Source organism: Halopseudomonas xinjiangensis (assembly GCF_900104945.1).
In the GTDB taxonomy this organism is placed as follows: domain Bacteria; phylum Pseudomonadota; class Gammaproteobacteria; order Pseudomonadales; family Pseudomonadaceae; genus Halopseudomonas; species Halopseudomonas xinjiangensis.
The window spans coordinates 538,883-552,298 of sequence record NZ_LT629736.1 but is presented as its reverse complement, the minus strand read 5'-3'; the positions used below and the strand labels follow the sequence as shown (position 1 = coordinate 552,298).

Here is a 13,416-nt window from a genome sequence, read left to right as displayed (position 1 = left end):
GTAAGTACCTCGTAGACCTGGTTATGTTTGCCTGAGCCGCGACCCCAGGGCCGGACTTGCCCAGGCACCCATTGAGTTCGCATTCAGTTACTGTATCGACGCCGTTCGTCAAAGCTTTAGGAATTTTTTTATTTCCCTTGACTCCGAAGCCGGCGCATCACACAGCGCCTTTCGAGGCCGACCAAACATCATGTCGGCCTCGTTCCAAAAAACTTGAACTCAGTGTTGCAGCCAAGCTTTCTTCCAAAGAGCGATGGCGTCTTCGTCGAGCATCCAGTCACGCCGCACCGCAGCTTGAAGACGTCTACCAGCTTGCTCGGAAGCCTCCGGATCAGCCAGATGCTGGCGGATCGCGTCAACCCAGTCGCGGTATCGGTTCTTTACCCGGGTCACCGGGAGCTGCCCTTGATAACAACGGACATCAGAACACACCACCGGAAACCCACAGATGCCGTACTCCAGCAACCGTAAATTGCTTTTGCACTCGTTGAAGAGATTTTGTTCCACCGGAGCGATGGCCAAATCGAGATCTAGACTCGCCAGTTTGGACGGGTATTGCGCTATCGGTACTCCAGCGTGAAATTCGTGAACGTGGGGCCTCAGTTTATCGGGGCACATACCGAAAAATACCCAATCGACCTCTTCCGACAAATCCTTCACGACGTCATAAACCAACTCTAGATCCCCCGTGTGGCTCGCACCGCCTGCCCAACCAATTCTTGGTTTTCCAGACTGTCGGCGGGTAGCTTCAGGCAAGGAACCCCACCAAACTGGATCCAGCCTATTCTCCACGACGTGAATACTGGGATGATCAGCCGCGAACACATCGGCTAGCGCGGAAGTCGAAACGACGAACCGATCAACGTATGACAATCCTCGCTTTATTGAGCGAAGCACGTCCTTGGGCATGTGCTGCCGGTGTGCACTCTTGAGAGGAAGACCGGGAAGGTAATCATCAAGCTCGTACACCTTGAACGCACGAGAAAATGCCTTCATGCGACGCAGAGCCTCAAGCCGGTCGGATCCGATCTGTCGCTGCAGTAAGACCACGTCAGGGTCGTATCGCTCGAGGTCCGCAACATGCATCAGCCCGACAGACAACGCACCATCCACAATACCTTTGTCCCGAAGCGCATCGAACGGCTGAATTACTCGATAATGACCGCAGCCGTACAGATCCGCCGGATGCGCCAACAGGACAGGAAGCGGACGCCAAGAGTCGAGAGGTCGCCATGAAATTGAAGTATCTGCCAGCTTGAAACCGCCTGGCTTCACCAGCGAAAGATTGCGGTTATAAGCGGGGTCTCTCGCCAAGACCGGCAACCATTTCGAATACATGGCGTCTTGTTCCGCAACAAACCGCGCTCTTTTCTCTCTTTGCTTACTTTGGTCCACGTGGGTCTGGCTCACACTGCCCTCGTGGAGCACGACCGAATGAGGACTCCATACCAGCAAATAGCCCGCCTGCCGGACCTTCAAGCACAGATCGACATCGTTGTACGACACTTTAAACGCGGTTTCGTCCATTCCCCCTACGCTGACATACACCGACTTCCGAATCATCAGGCATGCCGCCGTCAGCGCAGTATAGTTCTGGGTAACCTGCAGTCTGTGCATATAACCCGGCGCATCGGACGCCTCGCCAATGAAAGGGTGTTCCGCGGGGCCGCCCAGACCAAGGATGACCCCGGCGTGCTGGATGCTACCGTCAGGAAAAAGCAATTTAGACCCGACGATACCAACTTCGGGTCGCAGCGCGTGGTTGATCATCTCCTTGAGCCATGTCTTGCTGATTATTGCCGTGTCATTGTTTAACAGCACCAAGTATTCGCCCCTGGCCTGCGAAACCGCCATGTTATTAATCGCCGAAAAATTGAACTCTTCAGGGTATCGGACGACACGTATCTTGCTCTCATCTAACTTGCTAACGCCTTCCAGCCATGCCAAAGCATCCGGATCGTCGCTACGATTGTCGACGATCAATATTTCATAGCGCGAATATTCGGTCTCTTCCAACAGGGTTTCGACACATCGCTGCAACATAGGAAGCTGATTACGCGTTGGTATGATAATCGAGACCATTGGCTCGAAACCGTGGGGATATACAATCTTGTATCGACCAGGCCTGTCACAGAGAACGCGCGCGTCACAATAACCTCTGCGAGCAAGGTGGCTGCTCAAAATTTCATGCACTTCACCCGTATCCTCTAAAACCGGCGCATCGCTTATGGTGAGCGGTTCCGAAATGTGACCAAAGACATCGAGACCACCGAGCTCCGCCATGCGGAGCAGTACCTCCAGCTCAAACCATTCACTGGAAGTGACACACTCGACGATCGATTCGCGAAGCTTGGCTGAATTGAAGAGCCAATGCCTCGAATTGCCGGATGGGAAGCTAAGTAGGTAATCGAGATTGAAAGCAGGACGGAACGCACCTCCAGTTTCGCCATTCGCCAGTCGATATACCTCGTCCATTGACACGGCCCAGCACGAGTCCGCCCCCTTCAGGCTTGAAATGGCCATGAGGAGACCGCTAGGCAAAAATATTTCACCTGGGCGAACAAATCCCACCCAAGCCGAAGCATGCCTGGACAGGACTTCACCGACTTTTTCAAGGAAATTTGGCTTCTCGATTCTGGCGGAAGATGCGCTTATCTTCTCTATAGTTAAGTATTGCTGGTATTCAAACTCGGCGAGGCTACTGAGCGTCGTATCTATCGCTTCTTTTTCGGTTGTATCATCGACGAGAAGAAAGAAGAGAATTTCGCTCAGTTCTCGATCTTCGTTCGCTCTACGCTCGACCAATTCTCGTTGTATGGGAGTAAGAGTTCTAGCAGCCAGCCAAGCGTTGATATCGGCGGGACGCAACAGATAAGCGTCGCGGATCGACTTTTCCAAATTAATGCGCCGGTAAGCAGGGGCGCCCAGATCAAGAGGAGCGACAAGCAAGAGACGTCCATCTGACTGGCGGTCGCTCCACTGCAAGCGGTTGATCGCCTCGGTGAATTCGGCATAGTCTTGGTTCGCGATATCCTTATCGAGTCTCGCATCATTGCTAAACTGGAGCGTCGAAATACGAAATCGACTTAACGGCTCCGCCAGAAGCGCGAGGTCACCGCGATGCAGCAGATTGACGTACATGGCCAAATCGCCGATCCAATCGATGGGAGTTCCGTCGAGTGACATTGGGTCAGGGCCAATCTGTAGTATATCTTCGCGCCGACATAGAACGGAACTCGGTTCACCGATATAGTTTATCGGCCGTCGAGCGAGATTCGTGATGCATGAAGAGCCGTCTATCCTTACGCTCGAGTCGAAAGGGTAGCTGGTTGCAGGAATGTCCGGCAGAAAACGCCCTGCTTCGTCAATCAAACGTCTCCGAGACGACACAAGCGATATGCCCGCATCGCTCTCTGCAACTTCGACGAGAGCGGAGATGCAATTAGTTTCCAAGACATCATCATCGTATAGAAACTTGATATACTTTCCGCTCGAAAGACGAACAGCTTTAGCAAGATTATACCGCTCACCGAGATTAATCTTGTTTTTTTCATAAAGCACAGGGATAGAGGTAGATAGACCTTGTATCACCTCGTTTATCTCGTCAGTATGACAGTCATCACAGACGATTATTTCTAAATTCGGATAATCCTGGCTGGTCGCACTCTCTATTGCTTGGCGGATGAACTTTGACTTGAATGCCGGGATTACAATGCTGACCAGGGGAAGCTTCATTGACACCTCAATAGAAGGCATATGCATGTGTGAAAAAATTTTAAATCAACGAATGACGCGTGCTGGATTGCCTATCACCACGCTCCCGGCAGGCACGCTCTTGGTAACCACTGCCCCCATTCCAACAGTAGCCCCCTTTCCGATGGTGATCGCAACAGAAGCACTATTCTTAATCATCGCGCCAGTTCCGATATATGCATGATCCTCAACCACTACGCCCCCGTTACATTTAACGCCTGGCGCGAAGGTTACATAATTACCGATGACACAGTCATGGGCGACGTAAGAGTGATAGTTCAAGTGAACGTATTCACCAATTCTCGTGTCAGGAGAAACTATAGAATACGGGGAGACTATTGCTCCACGGCCTAAAGAAGCCCTCTCGAAGACTAAAGAGGTAGTTGATATAACCGAAAATGGCTTGATTCCGCTTTCTTCCAAGACACCGGCGATACGTTCCCGAGCCACACCATCAGCAATGGCGATGCTGAAAGCGCTAATGTCGGCTTTCCCCGAAATTATGTCTTGCAAATCTACAACCTTATATCCATGCAAGACGCTAGGATCCGGGCGGCCTTCTAGCGCGAAAATCGTTTCAAAATTGCCCTCGTATTGCCCGCTAAGCATAGATTCTGCATAGCACATAACCTCTCGTCCAAACCCCCCAGCACCGATAATGGCGAACCGTTCCATGATTATTCCTCGCCGATCATGCTGAGATAGGAGTGGGCTCCCTTGGCGATAGTTAGCAGCGCCCGGATAACTTCCGTCTGATCCGACTCTTCCAGATGAGGATACATAGGTAAGCAGATAATTTTCCTAGAAGCCTCATATGCGTTAGCGCATTCGGACGCACCGACACAACCTCGATACATAGGAAACTCACTGATCAATGGAAAGAAGTACCGGCGAGCATAAACTCCTTGCGCTTTCAAACGCTCGTAAACATCGTCCCGACTCGCTCCGAACATGTCTGAATCGATCAATAATGGGTAGTACGACCAATTCCATTCAACACCTTCCGGCACAGCGGCGACCGACAACCCAGGCACTCCTTCAAACGCCTCGCAATACCGCTTGTAAATCGCTTCTCGAGCGCGCATCTGTTCGCTCACCCTCGATAGCTGAACTAATCCAAGGGCCGCCTGCATTTCGTTCATCTTTCCATTGATACCTGGAGCTACTACCGTGACTTCATCAGCGAATCCAAAATTCTTCAAGTAATCGATACGTTCTTTGGTCTTTCGGTCCTGGCATATGATTGCCCCACCCTCAAAAGTATTGAAGACCTTCGTAGCGTGAAAACTCATCACAGATAGGTCCCCGAAATTTAGTATCGATCGCCCATGAAGTTTCACTCCGAACGCATGCGCCGCATCATAGATTACCTTGATACCGTAGATGTCGGCGATTTTCTGAATCGCGATGACGTCGCAAGGGATCCCGTAACAATGAACTGGCAAAATGGCCGTGGTAGCTGGCGTGATCGCTTGCTCTATCAGAGCAGGGTCTATATTGAAGGTTTTTGGGTCTATATCGACAAAGACTGGCTTTAGTCCGTTCCAAAGCAGCGAATGAGATGTTGCCACAAAGGAATAAGGAGTGGTGATGACCTCGCCGGTGACTCGGAGCGCTTGCAAAGCTGTCACCAATGCAACTGTGCCGTTGGTGAACAGACTAAGATGCTCGACCCCTAGTAGCTCCGCTAGCGCCGATTCCAATTCCTGGTGAAAAGGTCCGCCGTTGGTTAGCGTTCGGCTCGCCCATATCTTTTCCAGATACGGCAGGTACTCCTCAAGCGGAGGCAATGAAGGGCTGGTTACTGTAAGAATTTTTGGCATGTTGCTAAGCTCCACCGTACGGGTCAGCGAATTGATATTCCGCTCATCTACGCACACCTAAGCAAAATCTGCGCCACGCCAGCCTAGCCGTTGTTTATATTCCGATTTCCCTCATTGCCGTTTGGCTACATTTCCCACGACGTCGGATTCCCGACGCCGCTTACTTTCCCGATGTACCAGCAGATTCAAGCACAAACCTACTTCACTGCACCGGATTCAACGAATCAAAGGCCTTTTTCTCGTCCGCCGCCGCCTGTGCACGCAACCCGATCAGTTGCTTGATCTTGCGATGCGGGAAGACGTAGAACTGGTCTTCTTCCACGGCCTTGAGCGTCATCTCGGCGATGTCGGTCGCCTGGATCTTGCCCTTCTGTACCGCCTGCTTGGTCAGCTCGGCGCGCTTTAGGGCGGTCTCGCTTGGGGTGATGGTCTGAGCTTTGTCTGCCGGGCGGTTGCGGGCGGATTCGTGGATGCCGGTAGGGAAGAAGGCCGGGCACAGGCAGGTAACGCCTACGTTAGCGTTGATGTCACGCAGATCCAGCGCCAGCGTTTCGGACAGCGCAACGACCGCATGCTTGGAGACGTTGTAGATCGCCATGTTCGGCCCGTTCAGCCAACCGGCAGCCGACGCGGTGTTGACGATGTGGCCTTCGTTCTGCTCGATCAGCATCGGGGTGAAGACCTTGACGCCCCAGACCACGCCATACAGGTTCACACCCATGACCCACTCCCAGTCATGCGGGGTGTTTTCCCATGCCGGTCCGCCGACGCTCACACCAGCGTTATTGAAGATGACATGCGCGGCGCCGAAACGGCTCTTGGCAAGGTCGGCGAATTGCTGCATCTGTTCGAGCTTGGAGACGTCCAGGCGCATGGTGGCCGACTCGGTGCCTGCGTGTGCTTCTTCGACCAGGCGCACAGTTTCCTGCATGCCCTTCTCGTCGACGTCGCCCAGCACCAGCTTCATCGCGCGCGCGGCGCAGCTCAGCGCCAGTTCGCGACCCAGTCCACTGCCGCCGCCCGTAATAACCGCAACCTTGCCATTCAACGCTTGCATCGCCATCTCCTCTGCGCCCCGGTGATTCAGAGCTCCAATGATCATAATTATGATGAATAGGATGCCGACGATCTTCGGCGCGTGCCAGCCTAATGAGTGGAAGTGATCGACATTCAGTAGCCCGGCTTATGGCATCCAGCGTTAGTCGCTGGTTTTCGCTACAGTGTGAAGACGATAAACAGGGCTGGAGAGATGATGCGTAAGCTTATCGCGCTGTGTGCATTGATGACTGCGGGCTGTGCACAACAGCCGCAGCCGCCGTTACCGGACGATCGTGCGCGAGTCGAGTTTGACACCGCGCCGATGGATCAGCTGTCTGCTTATCGACTCGACGGTGAACTGGTCGATGGCATTCACTTTCCCGATCTGCGACCCGGCACCCATGAATTGCAGGTGCGCTTCCGCTACGAGATGCCCGGTGGCGCCGGAGGTGGCGGCACCATGGGCGAGCCGCAGTATCGCACCTGCATCCTCGGCCTGACCTACGACCAGTTCCAACCAGGCGAAACCTATGTGTTCAGTGCAGAGCGTCTCGGCTGGCAGAGCGTCGGCTCGCTGAAAAGTAGCCGGGGCGAAAAGCTCACCAGTGCCCAGACTATTCGTTGCACGCCGGGGTTCTGATCCAGTGCTGGGCGCGCCAATGCTCGATCCAGCCGAGATCGGAAGAGGTCATGCCCGCAGCCCGGTATTCTGCGGCCAACCATCCTTGGTAACCGGCTTCATCCAGCGCCCGGAAAGCTGCGGCGAAGTCGAGCCCACCGCTTCCCGGCATGCCCCGGCCGGGCACATCAGCAAACTGCACATGACCAATCGAACCGACCAATTCCCGGATTGCCTGGGCCGGTGGAATGTCCATGCGCGCCATGTGATAAAAGTCGAGCTGCGCTGAAAGATTGGCGTGGGCGACTCGCTCGATGACCTGACGTTGTTCGGCTGGCGTGGCAATCAGAAAGCCCGGCATGTCGTGCCGGTTGATCGCTTCGAAGGTGACACCAATGCCAAGCGACTCGAATGCCGAGCAGGCTATCTGGAGATTATCGACAAGGGTATCGATTGCAGCTTCCGGCTCGATGCCTTCGGCCAGCCGACCCGGCAGGATATTGACGCGCTGCGGACGGACGCGCTCGGCATAGCGTAGCGCTGCTTGAAGTGCCTGGTGGAATTCACTGGCGCGAGCCGGCACGCTCGCCAGGCCGGGGCCGCCCGTCATCATATCCCCTGCTGGCAGGTTGATCAGCGCCAGCGGCATGGCGCTATCGGCAAGCAGCCTGGTCAGATGCTGCGGTTCTATTTCGTAAGGAAACTGAATCTCCACGCCATCGAATCCTGCACCGGCCGCAGCAGCAATGCGGCCCGGCAAGGGTTGTTCGGTGAAAAGCAATGACAGGTTGGCAGCCAGTAGCCAGGACATGTTCACCTCCAAGTGTGGGCTGGAGCAGATTAGCAAAAGCTCACCCGTCTGTGCGGGCTGGGAGACGCTATCGCGGCGAGTCGCCGCTTCCACAATGAGTAGAGCAGCGGTATCCGATAGCCCGGTGGGCGGCGCGACTCGCGGCGGCGGGGTTGGCATAGCCATCGCGCCTTGCCTGGCTCGCGCTTTTCAGTACACTTGCGCCACGCCCCGGCCGGCTTCGACACCCGGTCGGGAGTCTTCCGCTATTGAACCGGAGAAATGACATGTCGAAGCTTAAACGTCCCCTGGCCGTCATGGCCGGGTGCTGCCTGTCTGTTGCCGCTGCTTTGCCTTACGCCCATGCTGCCGAGCAGTCCGTGCTGCGCGTATCCGCCATCCCCGACGAAGCACCTACCGAACTGCAACGCAAGTTCGAGCCACTCGGCAAGTATCTGGAAAACGAACTCGGCATGGAGGTTCGCTTCCAGCCGGTGTCGGACTACGCCGGGGTGGTCGAAGCGCTCGATGCCGGCCGGCTGGATCTGGCCTGGCTGGGCGGGTTCACCTTCGTTCAGGCACGGCTGCGCACCGGCGACGCAATTCCGCTGGTCCAACGTGAGCAGGATGCAGCTTTCACCAGCACCTTTATCGCCTCGAACCCTGACGTTGACGAACATGCTGATCTCAAAGGCAAAAGCTTTGCCTTTGGCTCGGTATCGTCCACCTCGGGCCACCTGATGCCACGTTATTTTCTGCAGCAGGCCGACATCGATGTCGACGCCTTCTTCGGCCGGGTGGCCTTCTCCAATGCCCACGACGCCACCGTCGCCTGGGTTGCCTCCGGTCGGGTGGACGGCGGCGCATTGAACTCGTCGGTGTGGAACAAGCTAATCGAAGAAGGCAAGGTGGACACAGACAAGGTGCACGCCTACGCCACCACCCCGACCTACTACGATTACAACTGGACCGTGCGCGGCGACCTCGATCCTGAACTGGCCGAGCGCATCGAACAGGCGTTTCTCAAGCTCGACCCGTCCAACCCCGAACACAAGGCGATTCTCGATCTTCAACGCGCCAGCCGCTTTATCGAGACCAGCCCGGAAAACTACAAAGGCATCGAGCAGGCTGCCCGATCGGCCGGGCTGCTGCAGTGAGCATTCGCTTCGACGGGGTGGGAGCTGCTCATCCCGGCGGCAAGCCGGTGTTGCACGGCATCGACTTATGCATCAAGGCCGGCGAGCGCGTTGCGGTAATCGGCCCGTCCGGAGCGGGCAAGACCAGCCTGCTGCGCGTGATGGGAAGCAGCCTGCCGGCGTCTACCGGCACCCTTCGCGTGTTTGGCGATGAACCGGTAATACTGTCTGGGTCTCAGCTGAAACGCTTGCGCTCGCGCATCGGCTTAATTCACCAGAGCCCTCCTCTCCCGGCGCGCCAGCGAGTCGTCACTGCCGTTTCAGCTGGTCGGCTTGGCCAATGGTCGACACTGCGCGCACTGGCTTCGCTGTGCTATCCGCTGGATATCGCCGGGGTACGCGCCACCCTCAGGCTTCTTGATCTGGACGACAAGCTGTTCGAGCGCTGCGACCAGCTCTCTGGCGGCCAGCTGCAGCGGGTCGGCATTGCCCGCGTGCTCTATCAGCAGGCGGAACTGATCCTGGCGGACGAACCGGTATCGGCGATGGATCCCAACCTGGCTGACCACACGCTTGGTCTGTTGAACCGGTTGGCGGCGGAGCGCGGCGCCACGCTAGTTGCCAGCTTGCACGCGGTCGATCTGGCGCTGCGTCATTTCCCGCGCGTCGTGGGCTTGCGCAGTGGTGCAGTGGTTTTCGACTGCCCGGCGTCGGACGTCACCGAAGCGGATCTGCAAGCGCTGTACGCCAACGCCAACATCGATGTCGCCGATGAGCGTCAATCAAGCGACCTGCGCACCCAGGCTGATCCGCCGCATTTTTCAGTCAGGTCTGCGGCACCAAGATGCCTGTGATATCTGACCCGCCGGTCGCCCGACGCGATCCGGCCGCGCTATCCCGCTTGTTGATGACCGCGTTGGCCCTCGTGCTGCTCTGGCCTGGGCTGGTGGTAACCGAGTTCGATCTCCCGGCACTGTTCGATTCGCGCAATCTTTCCACCATCGGCGCTTTCCTGAACGGCTTCTGGCCGCCAGAGGTTTCCCACGATTTTCTCGGCCTGCTGTGGGTAGCGACCTTACAAACGCTGGCCATGGCGACGGCAGGCCTGGCCCTGGCATTGATTGCGGCGGTGCCGTTGAGCCTGATCGCGACACGAGCACTGTCGATATCGGGCGTTATTGGCAGGCAGCATGGATGGATGGGGCGATCGATTCGCTACGCAGCGCGGTTGCTGATGATCGTGCTGCGCAGCGTGCCTGAACTGGTCTGGGCGCTACTGTTCGTTCGTGCGGTCGGCCTGGGGCCGACTGCCGGCGTGCTGGCCATCGCCATCACGTACAGCGGCATGCTGGGCAAGGTCTATGCGGAAATCTACGAGTCGGTCGATCAGCGCCCTGCGCAGGCATTATTGCATGTGGGCAGTTCGCGTTTGGCTGCGTTTTTCTATGGCTTGCTGCCAAGCGCGGCACAAGAGCTTACCTCCTACACGCTCTACCGCTGGGAATGCGCCATCCGCGCCTCGGTGGTTATGGGGTTTGTCGGCGCTGGCGGGTTGGGCCAGATGATCGATCTGTCCATTCGCATGTTTGCCGGTGGCGAGGTAGCGACGATCCTGGCGACCTTTCTCATTCTGGTGTTATTCGCCGATCAGCTCAGCTCACTGCTGCGCCAGAGGCTGGCATGATCCGCCGTCTCGAAGGGCTCGCCTGGATCCTGGCCATCCTTGGCGCCCTGCTCGCTTCGTTTCGCTATCTCGATCTGGAGCTGGCTTCGCTGTTCAGCTCCGAGAGCGGCGGTCACATGTTCTCCTACGTAGGTGGTTTCTTTCCGCCGGAAACCGCTCCCGCATGGCTTGCCCAGATTGGTCACGGCGCGCTGGAAACCCTGGCGATATCGGCGATCGGTTCATTGATAGCGGCCTTGTTCGGCGCACTGCTCAGCCTGCTCGCCGCCGGACGGCTTGGGAAGACTGCGAAGGTCCTGGCAAGATTGCTGCTCAACGCCCTACGATCGGTGCCTGAACTGGTGTGGGCCGCCCTGATGGTGCTGGCGGCAGGCCTGGGTCCGTTCGCCGGTACCCTGGCGATTGCACTGCATACCAGCGGGGTGCTCGGCAGGCTTTTTGCCGAAGCACTGGAGAACGCTCCCATCTCACCGGCCGAAGCGCTACGGGGCGCCGGCGCCGGGGCGGTAGCGGCATTCTTCTACGGAACCCTACCCAACGTGCTGCCACAATGGGTGGCGTACAGTCTGTACCGCTGGGAAAACAATATCCGCATGGCCGCGGTGCTCGGTTTCGTCGGCGCGGGCGGTCTGGGGCAGATGCTCTATGTGACGCTGAGTCTGTTTCAGCAGCAGCGTGCCATGAGCGTGATACTGGCGATGCTGTTGATGGTTATCGTGGTCGATGTCGCGAGCAGCTGGCTGCGCTCGCGACTCGCCTGACCTGACCTGACCTGACGGCTCAGTCTGCGCTCCGCTCCTGCACCAGTACCCATGGGCGAATCACCACCGCCCATAGCGAATCGGGATCGCGCTGGTGCCAATCGGCGGCCTGGTCATCCTTCAGCTGGCCGAGCAAGCCACGTTCCATCCAGCCCGCAACGGCGTCGCGGTCATCCTTTATAAGCGCCTCGGCCGTGCCCACCAGATCCAGCCGCGGATCGACCCACAGCAGCTCGCCCCGGGCGAAGTGTGGCTCAAGCGATTTCCATTCGATACGCCCGGTAGCGCCTACTATAGCGGCGTAAGTATCGTCCTGACCGATCATCTCGTTCCCCTGCATTGTCCGAGCGCGCATGGTAACGTCCCGCGCGCAGCCAGGCGAGTGGTCGAGACGCGTGACCAAAACGACGTTTCTGTCGCCAATCGATAACATTATTGCGGTTTAAGGACATTTCCCGACAAATTGCTACCGTTTCGTTTCCACGGCAACCCGCCGTTGCTAAACTGCTCCGGTACAGTTACCGGGAGAGGTGTGGCGCTGCGCCATCAGGCGTCCACTTCATTCTAACGGACCATCGAAGTGAGCAGAAAAATGAAAAAGGCACACAAGAAAGCGCTTTCTCAGATTATTGCAGCAGCCGCTCTGGCTGGCGTCAGCAGTTTCTCGCTGGCCGCCGACACCATCAAGATCGCTTTGGCCGGCCCGGTAACCGGCCCAGTAGCACAGTACGGCGACATGCAGTTCATCGGCGCCAAGATGGCCATCGAACAGATCAACAAGGCTGGCGGCGTAAACGGTAGCCAGCTGGAAGGTGTGGTATTCGACGACGCGTGTGATCCCAAGCAGGCGGTAGCCGTCGCCAACCGCATCGTTAACGAAGATATCCAGTTTGTGGTCGGCCACCTGTGCTCCAGCTCGACCCAGCCGGCGTCCGATATCTATGAAGACGAAGGCATCCTGATGGTCACCGCTGCGTCGACCAGCCCGGAAATCACCGAGCGTGGCTACGAGTTGGTGTTTCGCACTATCGGTCTCGATAGCCTGCAGGGCCCGACAGCAGGCAACTACATTGTCGAAGAGATCAAGCCGAAGAAAGTCGCAGTAATCCATGACAAGCAGCAGTACGGCGAAGGTATCGCCACCGCAGTGCGCGACGTATTGAAAGAAAACGGCGTCGAAGTTGCGGTGTTCGAAGGTATTACCGCCGGCGACAAGGACTTCTCTTCGCTGATCTCCAAACTGCGCCAGGCAAACGTCGACTTCGTTTACTACGGCGGTTACCACCCGGAGCTGGGTCTGATCCTGCGTCAGTCCGCCGAGCAGGGCCTCAACGTCCGCTTCATGGGACCGGAAGGCGTGGGTAACACCGACATCTCCGCGATCGCTGGTGAAGCATCCGAAGGTTTGCTGGTTACTCTGCCCAAGGCATTCGATCAGGATCCGAAGAACGCCGAGCTGGTCGAAGCGTTCAAGGCCAAGAACGAAGATCCTAGCGGTCCGTTCGTATTCCCGGCCTATGCTGCGGTCCAGGTCATCGCTGACGGCATCCGCATCGCCGGTTCTACCGACACCGACGGCGTTGCCGAAGCATTGCGCAGCAACAGCTTCGAAACGCCTACCGGCACGCTGGCCTTCGACGAGAAAGGCGATCTGAAAGACTTCAACTTTGTCGTATACAAGTGGCACGCTGACGCCAGCAAGACCGCAATGACCGAGTAAGCAGTAAACATCCCAGGCCCGCCGGTTCCGCCGGCGGGCCTGATTTTTTGATGCCGTCCTTCCCGACCCGCATTTGTTCCCCTTGAAATACC

The 13,416-nt window shown here is 57.0% G+C and carries 12 protein-coding genes; 6 read left to right on the top strand and 6 right to left on the bottom strand.

Features of this window, described 5'->3' with window-relative positions:
• Nucleotides 1–219: 219 nt before the first annotated feature.
• The 4 genes from BLT85_RS02520 to BLT85_RS02505 form a co-directional block, all read right to left on the bottom strand.
• Complete coding sequence (locus tag BLT85_RS02520) at nucleotides 220–3,735, bottom strand: glycosyltransferase (RefSeq protein ID WP_093391668.1); 3,516 nt, start codon at nucleotides 3,733–3,735, stop codon at nucleotides 220–222.
• A 45-nt stretch (nucleotides 3,736–3,780) separates the two neighbouring features.
• Nucleotides 3,781–4,428, bottom strand: a complete 648-nt coding sequence (locus BLT85_RS02515) for a NeuD/PglB/VioB family sugar acetyltransferase (RefSeq protein ID WP_231701522.1) — start codon at nucleotides 4,426–4,428, stop codon at nucleotides 3,781–3,783.
• A 2-nt stretch (nucleotides 4,429–4,430) separates the two neighbouring features.
• Entirely contained in the window at nucleotides 4,431–5,576 is a 1,146-nt protein-coding gene (locus BLT85_RS02510) for a DegT/DnrJ/EryC1/StrS family aminotransferase (RefSeq protein ID WP_093391666.1), read from the bottom strand.
• A gap of 202 nt (nucleotides 5,577–5,778) precedes the next feature.
• On the bottom strand, nucleotides 5,779–6,633 hold the full coding sequence (locus BLT85_RS02505; protein ID WP_157718100.1) for an SDR family NAD(P)-dependent oxidoreductase: 855 nt from the start codon (nucleotides 6,631–6,633) through the stop codon (nucleotides 5,779–5,781).
• Between the two features lie 195 nt (nucleotides 6,634–6,828).
• Between BLT85_RS02505 and BLT85_RS02500 the strand changes: the two genes are divergently transcribed.
• Nucleotides 6,829–7,254 carry a PA0061/PA0062 family lipoprotein gene (locus BLT85_RS02500; protein ID WP_093391664.1) on the top strand — a complete coding sequence of 142 codons (426 nt, stop codon included), beginning with the start codon at nucleotides 6,829–6,831 and terminating at the stop codon, nucleotides 7,252–7,254.
• On the opposite strand, the gene BLT85_RS02495 is transcribed toward BLT85_RS02500, so the two are convergent.
• The gene (locus BLT85_RS02495; RefSeq protein WP_093391663.1) at nucleotides 7,229–8,044 is read right to left on the bottom strand and encodes a hydroxypyruvate isomerase family protein; all 816 of its coding nucleotides are present in this window, start codon (nucleotides 8,042–8,044) and stop codon (nucleotides 7,229–7,231) included. The two genes, BLT85_RS02500 and BLT85_RS02495, sit on opposite strands and share 26 nt — an antisense overlap.
• Nucleotides 8,045–8,310: 266 nt before the next feature.
• On the opposite strand from BLT85_RS02495, the gene BLT85_RS02490 reads away from it, so the two are divergent.
• From BLT85_RS02490 to phnE, 4 genes are read left to right on the top strand one after another with little or no spacing between them, the layout of a single operon-like run.
• The gene (locus tag BLT85_RS02490; protein WP_093391662.1) at nucleotides 8,311–9,180 is read left to right on the top strand and encodes a putative selenate ABC transporter substrate-binding protein; all 870 of its coding nucleotides are present in this window, start codon (nucleotides 8,311–8,313) and stop codon (nucleotides 9,178–9,180) included.
• Complete coding sequence (locus tag BLT85_RS02485) at nucleotides 9,177–10,013, top strand: phosphonate ABC transporter ATP-binding protein (protein WP_093391661.1); 837 nt, start codon at nucleotides 9,177–9,179, stop codon at nucleotides 10,011–10,013. The genes BLT85_RS02490 and BLT85_RS02485 overlap by 4 nt, the downstream gene beginning before the upstream one ends.
• Nucleotides 10,004–10,843: a PhnE/PtxC family ABC transporter permease gene (locus tag BLT85_RS02480; protein WP_093391660.1), complete on the top strand. Its 840-nt coding sequence runs from the start codon at nucleotides 10,004–10,006 to the stop codon at nucleotides 10,841–10,843. The genes BLT85_RS02485 and BLT85_RS02480 overlap by 10 nt, the downstream gene beginning before the upstream one ends.
• Nucleotides 10,840–11,604, top strand: a complete 765-nt coding sequence (phnE, locus tag BLT85_RS02475) for a phosphonate ABC transporter, permease protein PhnE (RefSeq protein WP_093391659.1) — start codon at nucleotides 10,840–10,842, stop codon at nucleotides 11,602–11,604. Before BLT85_RS02480 ends, phnE begins: the two co-directional genes overlap by 4 nt.
• A 19-nt stretch (nucleotides 11,605–11,623) precedes the next feature.
• Here the strand turns inward: phnE and BLT85_RS02470 are convergent, their stop codons facing one another.
• A complete protein-coding gene (locus tag BLT85_RS02470; RefSeq protein ID WP_407920155.1) occupies nucleotides 11,624–11,959 on the bottom strand; it encodes a DUF2288 domain-containing protein in 336 nt (111 codons plus the stop codon).
• A 237-nt stretch (nucleotides 11,960–12,196) separates the two neighbouring features.
• Between BLT85_RS02470 and BLT85_RS02465 the strand changes: the two genes are divergently transcribed.
• Nucleotides 12,197–13,324 (top strand): branched-chain amino acid ABC transporter substrate-binding protein, encoded by a 1,128-nt coding sequence (locus BLT85_RS02465; protein WP_093391657.1) that lies wholly within the window; start codon nucleotides 12,197–12,199, stop codon nucleotides 13,322–13,324.
• Nucleotides 13,325–13,416 lie beyond the last annotated feature (92 nt).